Raw genomic sequence first — 17,447 nt, forward strand, 5'->3', positions numbered from 1 at the left:
TAGTGGACGCTGGCATTCGATGCGAAGGAGGCGAAGGCACCATGGGGGAACATGCCGGACTAGGGCTCGTCGCGGCGCTATTGGCCGCCGTAGGGGCGGCGATGCTGCTCGCCGCCCGCAAAGGCTCGCGCCCGAACAGCCGCTACGCAGCGGCCGTCGGCGCGGGATTGATCCTGTGCGCGCTGCTGCTGCTGGCAGCCAGCGGCTGGGCGGACGCGGACGAGGCGGCGCATCGGATCGGACATTAAAGCAGCGGCGGGCTGATGGGAGGGCGTTGGGAGGACGGTGGGAGGACGGTGGAAGGACGTAGGGAGACGGTGCGGCGCGCGCCTGCGGGCCGCGGGTGGTATACTTGAGGAAGAATTTTCCCTTCCAAGGAGGCTTACCGAACGTGTCCATGACCTTTGATCCGCTCCATCATCCGCATCCTTCCTATCGTCAGCCAGCCTACGCCCGCAGAGGCATGGTCGCGACCTCGCAGCCGCTCGCGGCGCAGGCCGGGCTCGACATCCTGCGCCAAGGCGGCAACGCGATCGACGCCGCCGTCGCGGCCGCGGCCGCGCTGACGGTCGTCGAGCCCTGCTCCAACGGCATCGGCGGCGACGCCTTCGCGCTCGTCTGGACGGGCGACCGCCTGCACGGCCTCAGCGGCAACGGCCCGGCGCCGGCGTCGATCTCGATCGACGCGCTGCGGGAGCGCGGCCATGAAGCGATGCCCCGCCTCGGCGCCATCCCGGTGACGGTGCCGGGCGCGCCGGCCGCCTGGGCCGAGCTGAGCTCCCGCTTCGGGCGGCTCGGGCTGGACGAGCTGCTGGAGCCGGCGGCGAGCTATGCGGAGCAAGGCTTTCCGGTCTCGCCGGTCGCGGCTTATTATTGGGACCGGGCTTTTCAGTCCTACGGCAAGCAGCTGTCCACCGAGAACGTCGCCGCCTGGATGGAGACCTTCGCTCCGCATGGCCGCGCGCCGCGGGCCGGCGAGCTGTGGGCTTCGCCGGCGCATGCCGAGACGCTCCGCTCGATCGGACGCAGCGGGGCGCGCAGCTTTTACGAGGGCGAGCTGGCCGAGCGGATCCACGCCTGCATCTGGGAGCGCGGCGGCTTCCTGACCGCGGCCGATCTGGCCGCCTATGCGCCGGAGTGGGTCGACCCGATCCATGTCCGCTACCGCGACTTCGAGGTGTGGGAGATTCCGCCGAGCGGCCAGGGGCTGGTCGCGCTGCAGGCGCTGTCGATTCTGGACGGCTTCGAGTTCCGGCCGGAGGAAAGGCTTGGGGCGGAAGCGATCCATCGGCAGCTCGAAGCGACGAAGCTTGCTTTTGCCGACGGACTGAAGCATCTGACCGATCCGCGCCATATGAAGGTCGCGCCCGAGCAGCTGCTCTCTCCGGAATATGCGGCGCTCCGACGCGGCCTGATCGGGCCGCAGGCGATGATGCCGGAGCCCGGCCGTCCAGGCGGCAGCGGCACGGTCTATCTGGCGACGGCAGACAACGAGGGCAACATGGTGTCGTTCATCCAGAGCAACTACATGGGCTTCGGCTCGGGCATCGTCGTGCCGGGCACCGGCATCGCGCTGCAGAACCGCGGCGCGGACTTCTCGCTCGATCCGTCCCATGCGAACGCGCTGCTGGCGGGCAAAAAGACGTACCACACGATCATCCCCGGCTTCCTCACGCGCGGCGGCGGCCAGCCGGTCGGTCCGTTCGGCGTGATGGGCGGGTATATGCAGCCGCAGGGCCATGTGCAGGCGGTCATGAACCTGGTCGACTACAACCTGCATCCGCAGGCGGCGCTCGACGCGCCGCGCTGGCAATGGCACGAGGGGCTCAGCGTCTCGGTCGAGCCGCATTTCCCGGCGGACGTCGCGGAGGCGCTGGAGCGGATGGGCCATGCCGTGCGGCGTGAAGACGGCTTCGGCTCGTTCGGTCGCGGACAGATCATCCTGCGCGATCCGGCGACGGGCGTGCTGTGCGGCGGCACCGACTTCCGCACGGACGGCATCGTCGCGGGCTTCTAGCCGATGCGGCGGCTAGTCGGCCGCTGGCTGCGGCGTCGCGGGGCAGCGCCGGACGGGAGCGATGCCGATGCTGTCGACGGCAGGGAGCCTGCTGTCGGCGTCGCGGTTTTTGCCGGGGGCTGCTTCTGGTGCATGGTCGAGCCGTTCGAGCGGCTGCCGGGCATCCTGTCGGTCACGTCGGGCTACACGGGCGGCTGGACGGACGACCCGACGTACGAGCGGGTGGCGTCGGAGACGACCGGCCACGCGGAAGCGGTGCGGATCGAGTTCGATCCGCGCCTTTTTCCGTATGAGCGGCTGCTCGACCTGTTCTGGCGGCAGATTGATCCGACGGATGCGGGAGGCCAGTTCCAGGATCGAGGCGCTTCGTATCGGACGGCGATCTTCGTCCAGGACGAGCGGCAGCGCGAGCTGGCGGAGGCTTCGCGGCGGGCGCTGGAGCGGAGCGGGCGCTTCAAGGGACGGATCGCCACGGAGATCGTGGCGGCAGGCCCGTTCTACCCGGCAGAGGACGAGCATCAGCAGTATCATCGGCGGCGCTTCGGCCATTACCGGCTGTATCGCCAGGCCTCGGGGAGGGATGCTTTCCTGCGCCGCCACTGGAAGCGGGAGCGGGACCGCAAGCGGCTGGAAAGCCTGCTGACGGCGGAGCAAAGGCTGACCGCGCTGGAGCGCCGGCCCGAGCCGGCTTATGCCAATGCGTACTGGAGCCAGCCGGAGCAAGGCATCTACGTCGACCTGCTGACGGGCGATCCGCTGTTCGGCACGCCGGATCAGTTCGATGCCGGCGACGGATGGCCGGCCTTCCGGCGGCCGCTTCATGACGGCCTGATCGTCTGCGAGGCGGAGCTCGGCTCCGGCCCGCCGCGGACGGCGCTGCTGTCGCGGCTGAGCGGGCTGTTCCTCGGCTATGCGCTGCGGGAGGCGGACGCGACAGGCGGCGGAGGGCATTATCGCGTCTACTCGGCGGCGGTGCGATTCGTGCCCCGCAGCCGGCTGGCGGAGGAAGGCTATGCCGGCCAGCTCGCGCTATGGGAGGAGATGTGTTGACTCGCATGAAGGAGTCAAGAGTGCCTTCATCGGGCGCTTGGGTGCGTGGGGATGAATTAAGGGAGTCGAGAGTGCCTTCATCGGGCGGTTGGGTGCGTGGGGATGAATTAATGGAGTCGAAGTGCCTTCATCGGGCGCTTGGGTGCGTGGGGGTGAATGGAGGGAGTCGAGAGTGCCTTCATGGGGCGGTTGAGTGCGTGGGGATGAATTAAGGGAGTCGAGAGTACCTTCATGGGGCGGTTGAGTGCGTGGGGATGAATGGAGGGAATCGAGAGTGCCTTCATCGGGCGCTTGGGTGCGTGGGAATGAATTAAGGGAGTCGAGAGTGCCTTCATCGGGCGCTTGGGTGCGTGGGGGTGAATGGAGGGAGTCGAGAGTGCCTTCATGGGGCGGTTGGGTGCGTGGGGATGAATGGAGGGAGTCAAGAGTGCCTTCATCGGGCGTGTCAGGCGCGTTGGATGGATTGAAGGAGTCGGAAGTGCCTTCATGAAAGGCAAAGAGGCTGCCCCAGGTCGTTCGAACGACCTGGGACAGCCTCTTTCGTGCGCAGGATGCCGCAGCGCTTCCCGGGAGGAGCCTCAGTCGGCTCCCCCGGGCGTAGCCGCGCTCCGCGAGCGTAGCCGCAGCCCGCAGGGCGCGCCAACAGCCCGCCCGGCGCAGCAACACAGCCCGCCCGGCGCGCCACCAGCCGCCCGGCGCGGCCTATAGGGCCTGCTCCTGCAGCTAGCAGCCCCTGCTCAAGCGAAGCCGAGCTGCTGCTGCTGGACTTCGGCATCCATGGCCGAGACGGCCAGGAAAGCCGCATCGAGCTCGCGCGTCGTCACGAGGCGCAGCACGAACTGGCCGAGCTCCTCGAAGCTCATGCGCCGCAGGCTGGCGATGAACTCATCGGTCAGCACAGTGTCGCCGAGCACCTCCTTCACGACTTCAATGACGGTATGTACCCTTGCTGTATGTTCAAGCTCGTCGATCGTTCTCATAGTCGATATCCTCCCGTAGCGAATGGATTGGAATCGGCGGGCCGGCGCGGACACGGCGGCGGATTCCGAGGGCGATTTTTTCCAAGCTTTGGTCGCCTGCTCGATCTTAGCATGACGGAATGCTCCGGCAGACGAGTCTGAAGGAATTATAATCTCGGTTTCATTTTTCTCATCGACAGGACTTTTGCTATACTGGGAAGACCAGACCTAAGAAACGGAGGCATAGGCATGAGCACGGTACCGATGTCGAACGACGAAAGACTAGGCATCCTCAAGGCGATCTCCAACGAGACGAGGCTGAACATCCTGTGCTGGCTGCGAGATGTAGACGGCCAGTTCCCTCTGTCCCCGGAGCAGGTGCGCTCCGAGTTCCCGGGCGGCGTCTGCGTCGGCAGCATCCAGGACAAGTCCGGATTGACGCAGTCGGTCATCTCTTCGTATCTCGCCTCGATGCAAAAGGCCGGCCTGCTGGAGTCGCGCCGCTTCGGACAGTGGACCTATTACCGGCGCAACGAAGCGGCGATCAAGGCGTTCCTCGCCGATCTAGCCGCGGAGCTGCAGGCAACCAAAGAATAAGGGTTGCTCTTGCGTCCATTGATCTATATATTCATGAATATAGAATTACAAAACAGGATGTCGAGGAGGAATTTTTGACCATGTCTACCGCTACCCATGCCGCGCCGCTGTTCCGTCCGTTCGAGGGCGGCAAGCTGAAGCTCGACAACCGCGTCGTGATGGCGCCGATGACGCGCGGCTTTTCGCCCGGCGGCGTGCCTGGCGCCGACGTCGCCGCTTATTACCGCCGCCGCGCCGAGCACGGCGTAGGGCTGATTATTACCGAAGGCACGGTCATCGACCATCCGGCGGCTGCAGCGGACCGGAACGTGCCGCATTTCTACGGCGCGGAGGCGCTGGAGGGCTGGGCTCGCGTCGTGCGCGAGGTGCATGAGGCCGGAGGCAAGATCATTCCCCAGATCTGGCATGTCGGCACCGCTCGCCAAGCCTCGACTTTCCCGGAGTCGGACGCGCTGCCGATCGGCCCGTCGGGGCTGTCGCTGACCGGTGAAAAGGTATCCGAGCCGCTGACCGTGGAGGAAATCCGCGGCCTCGTGAAGGCTTACGCGGACGCGGCCGCCGAGGCGAAGCGCATCGGCTTCGACGGCGTCGAGATCCACGGCGCGCACGGCTACCTGATCGACCAGTTTTTCTGGGAGCGCACGAACAAGCGCGACGACGAGTACGGCGGCGATCTCGAGGGGCGTGCCCGCTTTGCCGTCGAGGTGATCGAGGCCGTGCGCGAGGCGGTCGGACCGGACTTCCCGATCGTATTCCGCTTCTCGCAGTGGAAGCCGGTGGACTACGACGCCAAGCTCGCGCCGACGCCGGAGGAGCTGGAGCGCTTCCTCGCCCCGCTGAGCGCCGCCGGAGTCGATGTGTTCCACGCCTCGACGCGCCGCTTCTGGGAGCCGGAGTTCGAGGGCTCTGAGCTCAACCTGGCCGGCTGGACGCGCCGCATTACCGGCAAGCCGGTCATTACGGTCGGCTCGGTCGGCCTGGATTCGACGTTCACGAGCGTGTTCACGGAGGGCAAGGGCGGCGAGACGGCTGGCATCGAGGAGCTGATCGAGCGGCTGGAAAAGGAAGAATTCGACCTCGTCGGCGTCGGCCGCGCGCTGCTGACCGATCCGGCCTGGGCGGAGAAGATCCGCGACGGCCGCGTGTCGGAGCTGCAGCCGTTCTCGCGCGAGGCGCTCGGCAGCCTGAGCTGAGGCGCGAGGCTTTAAGGTAGATAAAGAAATCCGCCTCATCGGCGAAAACGATGAGGCGGATTTTTTGCTATGCAGCAGGCCATAGAGGATTATTGTTGTCTACGTACGCTGGCAATAGAATTATTTGTGAATAATTTACTTATATATATTATAGTGACGTTCTAGATTTCCAGCTTTTTTCCGCGCTGGCCGTCATTGTCCCGATGCACATCCGCAGCGAGGCGCAGGCCGAGCGTGCCTGATCCAAATCGTAGGCGTTATAAATGCGAGAAATGGTATGTATGCACTATTTCCAATATAAATTAAATATGTTAATTTAAAATAGTTGTTGAAAGTAAAATCAGCTGCCCGGAATTCTGGTTATACTGGAGCAGAAGATGGTAAACAAGATGTTTTTAGACATTCTTACTGGCATGTATTAATGACAAAAGAAATTGGGCAGAGTCAAGCAAAACAAGCAGGTGATATTCATGAAGACCATAATCCAGGTACAGAAATTGCGGATAAAATGGATGTATGGAATAATGCAATGGGTATAATTATCTATCAAGATCATACCGGTGAAAAAACGGAGAGTGCACTTATCTCTTTGACCAAAACAAAAATAAAAAAGAGGGGGTGCTAGTTTGGACTAATGAATAAAAAACTAGGTTTAACATTTGGACTAATACTTGTTTACTTTTTAGCATGTTGGATGGTCGATCTTAGTAGCAGAACAACCGTTATGAAAGCCTCTGACCGTTCTCACCATATTGGATATGAGTTTTTTTACAACACATACTCTTTTTATAGAGATGGTTATGATACCTATACCACAGTTATTCTTAAATATGATAGAATTTATTTGCTCTGTATCAGCTTTGTTTTCTTAGCTATAAACATATTTAAAAGACTCAAAAACGAAAAGAAATGAACCCGCTTTTTCCAGCCAACCTGGGAGCGAGACGGGTTCTTTTGCATTCGTACAGATTTATTGTGCTCATAGATGCTGGTAGTAATTTCCTAACATTCATGTGGCGAATCATCCACGATGCTGGAAAATTACGTCGTTTAGCTTAGCCAGAGTTGGATCAATGTCATCAACTACGAGTAGGCTTAGGTGGCCATAAGCGAATACAACAAGGTTGCTTCGGTGGCTCGTAGCTCATAAGGGGCAGGCGGGTTGAATTCGTGGTTCCACTGAATCAACGCAAGTGTCTGAATTAAAGGCGACCCTGCTTACAACTAGGAAAATATAAGGCAGCTATATGCCAGCTAAAGCTCGGCGTTTAATTAAGCAGAGCTGAAGGCAGCCGAAAAGTAAAGGTTGCTTTCAGGAGAATGAATCTATATATTTATAAATATAGATATACAAATTCAGGATCGTCGAGGAGGCCTTTGATCATGTCTACCGCTACCCATGCCGCGCCGCTGTTCCGTCCGTTCGAGGGCGGCAAGCTGAAGCTCGACAACCGCGTCGTGATGGCGCCGATGACGCGCAGCTTTTCGCCCGGCGGCGTGCCTGGCGCCGACGTCGCCGCCTATTATCGCCGCCGCGCCGAGCACGGCGTAGGGCTCATCATTACGGAAGGCACGATCATCGACCATCCGGCGGCCGCATCGGACCGGGACGTGCCGCATTTCTACGGCGCCGACGCGCTGGAGGGCTGGGCGAATGTCGTGCGCGAGGTGCATGAGGCCGGAGGCAAGATCATTCCCCAGATCTGGCATGTCGGGACCGTCCGCGAGGCATCGGCCTTCCCCGAGTCGGACGCGCTGCCGATCGGTCCGTCGGGACTGTCGCTGACCGGCGAAAAGGTATCCGAGCCGCTGACCGTGGAGGAAATCCGCGGCCTCGTGAAGGCTTACGCGGATGCGGCCGCCGAGGCGAAGCGCATCGGCTTCGACGGCGTCGAGATCCATGGCGCGCACGGCTACCTGATCGACCAGTTCTTCTGGGAGCGCACGAACCAGCGCGACGACGAATATGGCGGCGATCTCGCGGGGCGCGCCCGCTTTGCCGTCGAGGTGATCGAGGCCGTGCGCGAGGCGGTCGGACCGGACTTCCCGATCGTGTTCCGCTTCTCGCAGTTCAAATATGTGGACTACGGCAACAAGCTCGCGTCGACGCCGGAGGAGCTGGAGCGCTTCCTCGCCCCGCTGAGCGCCGCCGGAGTCGATGTGTTCCACGCCTCGACGCGCCGCTTCTGGGAGCCGGAGTTCGAGGGCTCGCCGCTCAACCTGGCCGGCTGGACGCGCCGCATTACCGGCAAGCCGGTCATTACGGTCGGCTCGGTCGGCCTGGATGCCGCGTTTGCTAGCGTGTCCCCCGATGGCAAGGGCGGCGAGGAGCCGCGCATCGAGGAGCTGATCAAGCGGCTGGACAACGAAGAATTCGATCTCGTCGGCGTCGGCCGCGCGCTGCTGACCGATCCGGCCTGGGCGGAGAAGATCCGCGACGGCCGCGTGTCGGAGCTGCAGCCGTTCTCGCGCGAGGCGCTCGGCAGCCTAAGCTGAGCCTTGCCGAGCGGCGCTTGAGCGGCGCCTGCGCCGCCGTCTCGAAGCACGAACCTGCAAAGCCGCTTCGCCGGTCACGATGACCGGCGAGGCGGCTTTTTTGCTGCAGGCATTGTCCGACGGAAGTCGCATTCCCGTTGGGAGGCTCGGGAAATAACGATATATTGATACCATTCTTCTGAGCAAAAGTTACTAAGCCGAAAGAACTGTTTTCAAACGAAAAAAAACGGTTTATATACACGAGAACAGGAAAAAAGAAGAAATTCTCGATCGTTTTGGCACTAGAGTTACAAAAAGAAAGTTAATTGAAAAACCGTCCGCGCCAAAAGCCTTATTTACTTGGCAAAACTTTTTTTGACACAATGGGTGGCATTAGAAGGAAGGGATCCGATTTTGAGCGGCTGGCTATATGTGCCTTTGGGACTGCTGCTGGCATACAGCGTCGCGACCGACCTCGCCGTACGGAAAATCTACGATCATGCCACGATCCCGGCGCTGCTGTACTTCGTCGCGCTCCATGCGGTCCATCCGGCGGGAGCAGGCATTCTCGCCGCGCTCGGCGGAGCGGCGGGGCTGCTGGCCGCCGGGCTGCTCGTCGCCTTCCTCTCCCGAGGCTTGTTCGGAGGGGGAGACATCAAGCTGCTGGCCGCCATCGGCGCGGCGCTCGGAGCCTTGGGCGGCTTGGCCGCCATGACGGCGGGATTTCTCGCGGCAGGGCTGCTGGCTTGGCCGCTGCTGCTTCTGCGCAGGCTCATGCCCCGCCGCGTCAGCGCGGCAGAGCTGCCGATGGCGCCGTTTTTCGCCGTCGGCGCCGGCGCCGTGATGCTGGCGGCGTGGGCGGGCTGAGCCCGGCTGCCTGCCGCATCCGGATGCCGCCCGCATCCGATTCCGAACGTCCGCCCAGCGCGGCATGGCTCCCATCCGCCCGGATCTGGGCTCCGACGATTCACCGCATTGCCCCTACATCATCGACCAAGAGGTGTTCAGACGATGTTCGAATCCAAGCGGCGCGCGCTGCTGCTGCTGCTGCTCTCGCTAGCCTTCGGAGCGGCGGCCGTCATTCTCTTCTCCAGCTACATGCAGGAAACGAAAGACAGTCTCGGCGAGCTGGTCACCGTGCAGGTGGCGGGCAGCGACATTCCGGCCGGCAGGGTGATCGACGAGACCTTGCTCGAGGAGCAGGAGCTGCCTCGGAAATACATGCTCGACAGCCTGATCGAATCGCCCGCCGATCTGATCGGCCGCGTCTCGATGGTTCCGATCGTCAAAGGAGCCGTCATCACGCAGGCGATGCTGCGCGACAACAGCCTCGTCTCGGGCGACTTCCGCCAAGTGCTGCTGCGCGCCCCGCTGGCGGTGTTCGACGATCAGATCGACGCTTACGATCAGGTCGACCTGCTCATCTCCTACGAGCAGGACGGCGAGGGCGGCCAGGCGGCCGGAGCCGACCGGCGCACGACGCAGGTGCTGCTCAAGGGCGTCACCGTCAGCAGCGTGCACAAGACCGGCGACGAGATTACGGCCGTCGGCGTCATGGTCAAGCTCGCGGATGCCAAGAGCGTCGTGTGGGCGCTCAACTACGGCAAGGAGGTGCGGCTGCTCAAGACCGGGAACGCCAAGGCCGCGCAGGAAAAAGGGTCCCTGCCGGACGCAGCCGCGCCGAGCGCTTCGCCGTCCGCGTCTCCGGTCCCGTCGGCCTCGCCGGCCGCGGGCGCCGCATCCGGTTCCGCATCCAGCTCCGGCGCTGCCGGGACCGCGCCGAATTCCGGCACGGCCGGCGCCGCACCGGGCTCCGGCTCGGCCGCCAAGACGCAGGCTGCCCCGGACTCCGCCGCCAAGCCAAGCCCGTCCGTGAAGCCGTCTCCGTCCGCTTCGCCGGCGAAGGGAGGACAATGACATGAGCGACAACGCCAAGCTCGCCCTCATCACCGACGACAGCCGGCTCATGCAGCAGCTGCGGCAGAACGTGACGTTCCTCAACTTCACGATCGGCGAGCAGATCGCCAAGCCGCGCGAGGCCTACATGGAGCTGAGCCCGGCGGAGCCGCGCGTCGTCCTGCTGGCGGAGCCGCTGGAGGCGATCGACCTGACGGCGGTCGTGCAGCAGCTCAAGAAGGTCAACGAATCGGCGCCGATCCTCTATCTGAGCCGCAGCGGCGACTTCGCCCAGATCCGCGAGCTGTACCGCGCCGGCATCGCCGACGTGCTGCGCATCCCCGACGAGCTCGATCAGCTGGAGGCGTCGGTGCAAAAGGCGCAGCGCCTCGTCCGCGCCTACCGGGGCGGACCTGCGGGGCGCGCGAGCCGCGCGTCCGGCGGCCGCATCTATGCCCTGTACAGCGCGTCCGGCGGCTCCGGCACGACGACCGCCGCGCTCCATTTGTCCCAGATGCTGGCGATGAAGCCCGGCGCGCGCGTGCTGCTCGTCGACCTCAACATGCAGTACGGCGGCCTGCAGCACTACCTGGACATCCAGGCCGAGCGGGATCTCGGCGACCTCAAGTCGGTGCTGCAGGAGCTGACGTACAGCCAGCTGAGCAACGTCCTGTACAAGCTGGACCCGTCCGGCGTCCAGGTGCTGCTGTCCCCGGCGCATCCGCAGGAGGCGGAGACGTTCGGCGGCAGCGACATGGAGCTGCTGTTCAGCGCTTGCCGCCAGCATTTCGACTACATCGTGCTCGATCTGCCCAAGCCGCTCGACGAGGTGTCGATCGCGGCGCTCGGCAACGCCGACCGCGTGCTGTACCTGCTCGCCGTCGACCGTCCGTCGATCGTGCGGATGAAGCATGCGCTGGACATCATCGACCGCTACCATCTGACCGATCCGGAGCAGCTGTCGATCGTCGTCAACCGCCACAGCAAAAAGGCCGACGTGACGCTGGACGATCTCGCCAAGATGGTGTCGGTGCCGGTCATCGGGGTCATCCCGGAGGACGTCAAGCGCGGCCTGCAGACCCGGATGAACGTCGGCAAGCCGCTGCATGTCGAGCCCGGCATGAAGATCAAGCGGATGCGCGGCCCGCTCAAGGAATACGCCGAGCTGGCGAAGCGGCTGCTCCAGGAAGAAGGAGGCGAGGTCCATGTCGATCTTCCAGCGGCTCAGCAGCAGCTTGGACGACAGGCCGGCTTCTGAGAAGCCGCAGGACTTTCTGGACGGACTGTTCAACCACTACAAGGAGCGGCTGCTCAAGGAGACGAACCTCGACCAGCTGATCCGGCTCCCGACCTACCAGAAGCGCAAGACGATCGAGAAGCTGATCACCGAGATGATGGAGCAGGAGAAGGTCATCATCACGCAGATGGACAAGACGCGCCTGCTCGACATGATCCTCGACGATTCCGTCGGCTACGGGCCGCTCGAGCCGCTGCTGCAGGACGACGAGATCACGGAGATCATGGTCAACGGCCCGAGCGAGATCTACATCGAGAAAAAGGGCCGGATCAGCCAGGCGAGCGTCCAGTTCAAGAACCAGGACCATATCCGGCACATCATCGACCGCATCGTCGCCCCGATCGGACGGCGGGTGGACGAGAGCTCGCCGCTCGTCGACGGACGGCTCGAGGACGGCAGCCGCGTCAACGCCGCGATCCCGCCGATCGCCCTGCACGGCCCCGTGCTGACGATCCGCAAGTTCAAGAAGGATCCGTACGGCATGAAGGATCTGCTCGGCTTCGGCTCGCTCTCCGAAAAGATGGCGCGGTTCCTCGAGGCGGCGGTCGCCGGCAAGATGAACCTGCTCATCTCGGGCGGCACGGGCAGCGGCAAGACGACGCTGCTCAACATCGTCTCCGCGGCGATCCCGGTCGGCGAGCGGGTCATCACGATCGAGGACATGGCCGAGCTGCGGCTCGGCCGCAAAAACTGCGTCTCGCTCGAGGCTCGCCCCGCCAACATGGAGGGGACGGGCGAGATCACGATCCGCCATCTCGTCAAGAACGCGCTGCGCATGCGCCCCGACCGCATCATCGTCGGCGAGGTGCGCGGCGGCGAGGCGCTCGACATGCTGCAGGCGATGAACACCGGCCATGAGGGCTCGCTCACGACGATCCACGCCAACTCGCCCAAGGATGCGATGAGCCGGCTCGAGGCGATGATCCTTATGTCCAACGCCTCGATGACGGCGGATGTCGTCCGCCCGTTCATCAGCGCGGCGATCCAGCTCGTCGTGCAGACGCTGCGCCTGCCGGACGGCACGCGCAAGATCGTCTCGATCGCGGAGGCGGCGGACGAGGACGGACAGCTGAAGCTGAAGGAGCTGTTCCGCTACCGGCGGACCGGGACGGATAAAAACGGGCTCGGCATCGGCCATTTCGAGACGACGGGCTACGTGCCGGAGTGCCACGGCAAGATCGCCGCGCTCGGCTACGACCTCGGCCTCGACTTCTACTTGCAGGACCGCGAGGGAGAGATGAGCCATGCCGGAGCATAGCCTGTTCCTGCTGACCGTGTTCGCCGCGGCCGCGCTCGGCCTGTACGGCATGATCGAGCTCGTGCAGGCGCGGCGGGGCATGAACGCGCTCAGCCGCAAGCTGACGCCGCTGCATACCGAGGAGGCGCGCGCGAGCCGCAGCGCCGTCCGCCGGCTGTCGCTGCGGCTCGACGCCTCCGACTACGGGCGAGGCTGGGCGGACCGCCTGCAGGCGGCGCATATCAAGCTGACGCCGCTGCAGTGGCTGTCGCTGCTGAGCGGCGCATGGGCCGTCATCAGCCTGCTGATCGCGAGCCTGCTCAGCCTCGGCTTTCCGTACAACCTGCTCATCGCCTATCTGGCGGTCAACCTCGGCTCCAAGCAGATTCTCAAGAGCCGCCGGCAAAAGTTCGGCGAGCAGATCAACCGGCAGCTGCCGGAAATCTGCCGCATGCTCTCGAGCTGCGTGCGCGCCGGCATGAGCATCCAGCAGGGCATCGACATGGTCGCGCGCGAGATCAAGCCTCCGGCCGGCTTCCTGTTCCAGACGATGTCGCGCGAGCTGCAGATGGGCACCGGCGTCGGCGACGTGCTGGAGCGGGTGCATGAGCGCTTCACGAGCAAGGACATCCGGCTCATGACGCAGACGATCCTCGTGCAGCGGCAGGCGGGCGGCAACCTCGGCGCGGCGCTCGACCATCTGGCGCGCACGCTCGAGGAGCGCGAGCGGGTGAACCGCGAGATCAGCAACCAGACGGCGGAGTCCCGCTACATCGCGGTGACGCTGGCGCTCATGCCGGTCTTTCTCGTCTTCGTGTTCAACATGGTGTTCAAAGGCTTCATCACCCCCATCTTCACGCTGCCGGGCCTGATCCTGCTGGCGGCGGTCGTCGTGCTGATGGCGATCGGCTTCGTGCTGATCCAGAAAGTATCCCGGATAAAGGCGTGATGCAGATGGAATGGCCGGTCAGGCTGCTCTACGCGGCCCTCGGACTGTGGGCGCTGTCGATGGCGCTGTTCGGCTGGTTCTGGATCAAGCGGATCTCGCTGATGCAGCGGCTTGGACTCATCGAAAAGGAAAAGAAGAAGAAGGACCGGCTGCCGGCCCGGATCGCCGCCCTCGTCTTCCGCTGGTCCGAGGGGCTGACGCCGCTCGGGCGCAGGTTCAAGCTGTTCGCCAGCGACGAGCTGCTGGAGCGGCGGCTGGCGCTGGCCGGGCACCCGCACGGGCTTACGCTGGACACGTTCTACGGCTTCCGCTTCCTCTGCCTGTTCGCGGGCCTGCTCGCCGGCACGATGCTCTCGCTCATCGGCTTCAGCTCGATCTTCGTGCTGCTGCTGTTCGGCCTCGGCCTCGTCTGGCCGTCGCTCTGGCTGCGCTCGGCCGCGGCGGGCCGGCAGGAGCAGATCGGCGTCGACCTGCCGGACTTCATGGACGCGATGAGCGTGACGCTGCAGGCGGGCGTGCCGCTCGATCCGGCGATGAAGCAGATCGTGCGCACGATGGAGGGGCCGCTGCGCGAGGAGCTGAGCCGCTTCCAGCAGGAGCTGGACATCGGCGTGCCGCGCGAGCAGGCCTACATGCGGCTCATGAACCGCAACCAGTCCAAGCCGCTCGAGATGCTCATCCTGTCGCTCCTCCAGGGCAGCCGGCTCGGCGTGCCGATCTCGAGCACGTTCAAGACGCTCGCCGAGGACATGCGCGACGTGCGCGTCTCGGCCGTCAAGGAACGGGCCGCCAAGGCGGGGCCGAAGGTGACGCTGATCACGACGTTCGTCATTCTGCCCGGCGTCATCCTGTTCATCGTCGGCATGCTGGTGCTCAACTTCATCTACAACCCGGAAGGCATCGGCTTCAGCTGGGACGGGCTGAACGGGCTGTAAGCGGACGGGATTCCCGCTTCCGGCAGGCCGCATTCGACTTGAGAGGAGGTGACTTCCCAATGATCCGGACTCTTGGCATTCATCTGTATGCAAAAGCACAGCAAGCGCGCAGCTATCTGAGCAACCAGCGCGGAGCGCAGGCGATCGAGTACATCGGCATCGCGGCCGTAGCCGTCGTGCTGATCATCGCGTTACTCTCAATGTTTGGGGATGGTGGCATTGCTTCGAAGCTCAAGGAGAAAATCGAAGGCTTCATCGACAAGATCAAGATTTAAGAGCGCTTCGGGCGGACGGCAAGCGGTCCGCCCGCTTTTCCGTTCGCTGCGCGACGAGCGCGGGGCGCAGGCGATCGAGTTCGTCGGCATCGTCCCGCTGTTCCTGCTCATGGTGCTCGTCGTCGTGCAGTTCGCGCTCGTCGGCATGACGGCCGTCGTGGCCAAGCAGGCCGCGATGGAAGGCGCTCGCGCCGCGATGGTCGCGGACGGCGCCGGCCCCCATTATGAACAAGCGGTCCGCAACACGGCGGGCAGCTACGGCATCCGTGAAATCTCCCGCTCCGAGAGCGGTGAATATGTGACCGTGCGCGTCGTGCTGGAGTCGCCGATGGTGACAGGTTCGCTGTTCGGCTCCGGCTGGGCGGTGCCGATAAGCACGCAAGTGACGGTCATGAAGGAAAAAGCGAACGAATAGGTTCATGGAGGTGAGACCGATTCGAATCCGCAGCTGGACGCGCGCCCTGATCCTGCTGATGCTGCTGCTGGGCGGCGCGGCGCATGCCGCCGTGCCGGCTCTGGCGGAGGCGGACAGCGGCATCGGCACCGGGCTGGACTCCTATGAGATTCCCGACAAAGGCGCGGAGAAGCCGGCCTCCTCGATCGAGGTCGCGGTGCCGGACGGCTCGACCAGCAGGCCGGACTACGACGCCGGCGATGCCGCCTCGCCGGGACCGCCCGATCCGGGGTCGGCCGGCGACAGCGACGATACGGACTCGGGATCGGCGGATCCGGGCGAGGCCGATCCCGGCAGCGCCGATCCCGGCCAGACCGATCCGGGCGGGGCGGATCCCGGCGTCACGGATCCCGGCGGGGCAGATCCGGACGGGGCGGATCCGGACGGAACGACCGATCCGGGCCGCGTCGATGGCGGGAATACCGACACGGATGGGACGACCGACACGGATGGGACGACCGACACGGACGGCACGACTGATCCGGACGGGACAACCGATCCGGATGGTACAACCGATCCCGGCAGCACCGATGGCGGCGACACCGAGCCCGGTGACACCGACTCCGGCGACACTGGCTCCGGCGACACCGATCCCGGAGACATCGATCCAGGCACTTCCGATCCCGGCAAGTCCGATCCTGGCGGCGCCGACACCGACGGCGGCAAGCCGTGGTATGAGAAGCTGTGGGACAATACCGTGCAGTTTGCCAAAGGCGCCGGCGGAGGCTTGCTCGGCGCAGCGATCGTCGTCGGCGTCGTCGTCGGGGTGGCGGCAATCATCGGCATCACGTTCGCGGCGCCGGTCATCATCGCGGCGCTCGTCGTCGGCGCGATCGCGGGCGGCATCTACGCGCTCGTCGCCGGAGACAGCTTCAGCTTCGTCAAGGCGATGGGCATCGGCGGGCTGGCGGCAGGAACCGTGCTGACGCTCGGCCACGCCGGCGTGTTCGGAGCGGTGCGCGGAGGCATCCAGCTCGTCCGCTCTGCCGGCCTCAAGAGCGCGCTGCGCACGGCAGGCTCCCGCATGGCCAGCTTTGCCAAGTCCGCCATGGGCAATCTCAAGAGCGGCTTCCTGAACATGGCGAAGCATCCGGTGGCGGCGTTGAAAAGCACGCTGACGTCGAAGACGTTCCAGTTCAGCACGGCCGTCAACATGGTCATGAACATGGGCATCAAGATGACGTTTGAAGGCAAGCTGCCGACAGTAGGCGAAGTCGGCCTGATGGCCGTCGAAAGCTTCGTCGGCGCGCTTGTCTTCGACCGGGTCGGCGACGCTCTCGGAGCGGCGGCGCGCAGCCCGCTCGGCAAGCGGGTGGCGGCGACCTTTTCCCAGACGTTCGAGAACGTCATGGTCGCGCTGGCGAAGCCCAAGGAAAAGCTGGATCCCGAGACAGCCGCGGCGTCCGGCTTCTTCAAAGGCTTCGTGCTGCAAAGCCTGTTCGGCGGCCGCTTGAACCGGCTGCGCTCCGAGCAGGACATCGGCACCTCATTCTCCGATCTGGGCGGGCGGACCGTCGAAACGGTCGTTCCGAACCGCAACCGGACGATCACCAACATTGAGCTCAATCGGATCTGGAACGACACGGCGAACGCGAACAACATCAGCCGCTGGGACGATAGCGGCAATCGCGTGACCCAGCGACAGCTCGACCAGCTGCAGCGGAATCAGGACGCGCTCGACCGGCTGCAGAGCCGCGAAGGATCGCTGCAGGAAGCGGTGGAGGTCGGCGGCGACGAGGCGATCAAGCAAGGCAAGCCGCTGCTGGACAAGAATTGACTCGGAAAGGAAGCTTTCCATGATCGAAAAAATCAGACGCATGGATGAAAAGAAGCTGACCAAGGCGATGACGGCGGCCAATATCTTCTTCATCGCAGGCTGCTTCCTGATCGCGTATCTCGGCGGCAACCATGACTATATTACCTTCGAGACGGGCATCTGGCTCTTCCTGTTGTTTTTCCTGCCCGCGCTGGCCGTCATGATCCTGATGTACATCCGGGGCGACGCGCAGACGCGGCGCTCCTACCTCATCCGGATCGTGCTGGCGGTCGTCGTGTTCGGCGGGCTCAACCTGTATCGCTTCTATATGAATTGACTCTGTGACTCTACTACCCG

The 17,447-nt window shown here is 64.0% G+C and carries 18 protein-coding genes; 17 read left to right on the forward strand and 1 reads right to left on the reverse strand.

Annotated features, from left to right (window positions below; genetic code table 11):
* Positions 1 to 41: 41 nt before the first annotated feature.
* The 3 genes from NYE40_RS04140 (at position 42) to msrA (ending at position 3,067) form a co-directional block, all read left to right on the forward strand.
* Positions 42 to 248, forward strand: coding sequence for a hypothetical protein (locus NYE40_RS04140; RefSeq protein WP_028600115.1), 207 nt, complete (start codon positions 42 to 44; stop codon positions 246 to 248).
* A 149-nt stretch (positions 249 to 397) separates the two neighbouring features.
* A complete protein-coding gene (locus NYE40_RS04145) occupies positions 398 to 2,017 on the forward strand; it encodes a gamma-glutamyltransferase family protein (RefSeq protein ID WP_028600116.1) in 1,620 nt (539 codons plus the stop codon).
* Between the two features lie 3 nt (positions 2,018 to 2,020).
* Positions 2,021 to 3,067, forward strand: a complete 1,047-nt coding sequence (msrA, locus tag NYE40_RS04150) for a peptide-methionine (S)-S-oxide reductase MsrA (protein ID WP_084137493.1) — start codon at positions 2,021 to 2,023, stop codon at positions 3,065 to 3,067.
* A gap of 737 nt (positions 3,068 to 3,804) precedes the next feature.
* Here the strand turns inward: msrA and NYE40_RS04155 are convergent.
* Positions 3,805 to 4,047, reverse strand: coding sequence for a hypothetical protein (locus NYE40_RS04155; RefSeq protein WP_127464601.1), 243 nt, complete (start codon positions 4,045 to 4,047; stop codon positions 3,805 to 3,807).
* Between the two features lie 228 nt (positions 4,048 to 4,275).
* Between NYE40_RS04155 and NYE40_RS04160 the strand changes: the two genes are divergently transcribed.
* The 14 genes from NYE40_RS04160 (at position 4,276) to NYE40_RS04225 (ending at position 17,427) form a co-directional block, all read left to right on the forward strand.
* Positions 4,276 to 4,623 carry a metalloregulator ArsR/SmtB family transcription factor gene (locus NYE40_RS04160; protein WP_228551258.1) on the forward strand — a complete coding sequence of 116 codons (348 nt, stop codon included), beginning with the start codon at positions 4,276 to 4,278 and terminating at the stop codon, positions 4,621 to 4,623.
* 80 nt (positions 4,624 to 4,703) lie between these two features.
* Positions 4,704 to 5,816, forward strand: a complete 1,113-nt coding sequence (locus tag NYE40_RS04165; protein ID WP_101808538.1) for an NADH:flavin oxidoreductase — start codon at positions 4,704 to 4,706, stop codon at positions 5,814 to 5,816.
* Positions 5,817 to 6,141: 325 nt separating this feature from the next.
* Entirely contained in the window at positions 6,142 to 6,441 is a 300-nt protein-coding gene (locus tag NYE40_RS04170; RefSeq protein ID WP_127464603.1) for a hypothetical protein, read from the forward strand.
* A 758-nt stretch (positions 6,442 to 7,199) separates the two neighbouring features.
* Positions 7,200 to 8,312 (forward strand): NADH:flavin oxidoreductase, encoded by a 1,113-nt coding sequence (locus NYE40_RS04175; protein WP_153782801.1) that lies wholly within the window; start codon positions 7,200 to 7,202, stop codon positions 8,310 to 8,312.
* A 393-nt stretch (positions 8,313 to 8,705) separates the two neighbouring features.
* A complete protein-coding gene (locus NYE40_RS04180) occupies positions 8,706 to 9,158 on the forward strand; it encodes a prepilin peptidase (protein WP_052333532.1) in 453 nt (150 codons plus the stop codon).
* A gap of 144 nt (positions 9,159 to 9,302) precedes the next feature.
* Entirely contained in the window at positions 9,303 to 10,208 is a 906-nt protein-coding gene (locus NYE40_RS04185; RefSeq protein WP_339279320.1) for an SAF domain-containing protein, read from the forward strand.
* 1 nt (position 10,209) lies between these two features.
* Positions 10,210 to 11,445 (forward strand): AAA family ATPase, encoded by a 1,236-nt coding sequence (locus NYE40_RS04190; protein WP_028600221.1) that lies wholly within the window; start codon positions 10,210 to 10,212, stop codon positions 11,443 to 11,445.
* Positions 11,393 to 12,742, forward strand: a complete 1,350-nt coding sequence (locus tag NYE40_RS04195) for a CpaF family protein (protein ID WP_339279321.1) — start codon at positions 11,393 to 11,395, stop codon at positions 12,740 to 12,742. The genes NYE40_RS04190 and NYE40_RS04195 overlap by 53 nt, the downstream gene beginning before the upstream one ends.
* Positions 12,729 to 13,670, forward strand: a complete 942-nt coding sequence (locus tag NYE40_RS04200) for a type II secretion system F family protein (RefSeq protein WP_028600222.1) — start codon at positions 12,729 to 12,731, stop codon at positions 13,668 to 13,670. Before NYE40_RS04195 ends, NYE40_RS04200 begins: the two co-directional genes overlap by 14 nt.
* Positions 13,670 to 14,605, forward strand: a complete 936-nt coding sequence (locus tag NYE40_RS04205) for a type II secretion system F family protein (protein ID WP_339279324.1) — start codon at positions 13,670 to 13,672, stop codon at positions 14,603 to 14,605. The genes NYE40_RS04200 and NYE40_RS04205 overlap by 1 nt, the downstream gene beginning before the upstream one ends.
* A 59-nt stretch (positions 14,606 to 14,664) precedes the next feature.
* Entirely contained in the window at positions 14,665 to 14,880 is a 216-nt protein-coding gene (locus NYE40_RS04210) for a hypothetical protein (protein ID WP_043111752.1), read from the forward strand.
* On the forward strand, positions 14,825 to 15,295 hold the full coding sequence (locus NYE40_RS04215; protein ID WP_194843261.1) for a TadE/TadG family type IV pilus assembly protein: 471 nt from the start codon (positions 14,825 to 14,827) through the stop codon (positions 15,293 to 15,295). Before NYE40_RS04210 ends, NYE40_RS04215 begins: the two co-directional genes overlap by 56 nt.
* A 10-nt stretch (positions 15,296 to 15,305) precedes the next feature.
* Complete coding sequence (locus NYE40_RS04220; RefSeq protein WP_339279326.1) at positions 15,306 to 17,111, forward strand: hypothetical protein; 1,806 nt, start codon at positions 15,306 to 15,308, stop codon at positions 17,109 to 17,111.
* A 19-nt stretch (positions 17,112 to 17,130) separates the two neighbouring features.
* Positions 17,131 to 17,427 (forward strand): hypothetical protein, encoded by a 297-nt coding sequence (locus NYE40_RS04225; RefSeq protein WP_028600225.1) that lies wholly within the window; start codon positions 17,131 to 17,133, stop codon positions 17,425 to 17,427.
* The last annotated feature ends 20 nt before the right edge of the window (positions 17,428 to 17,447 follow it).

Origin of the sequence: Paenibacillus sp. FSL W8-1187 (assembly GCF_037965485.1) — a bacterium.
Classification (GTDB): domain Bacteria; phylum Bacillota; class Bacilli; order Paenibacillales; family Paenibacillaceae; genus Paenibacillus_O; species Paenibacillus_O pasadenensis.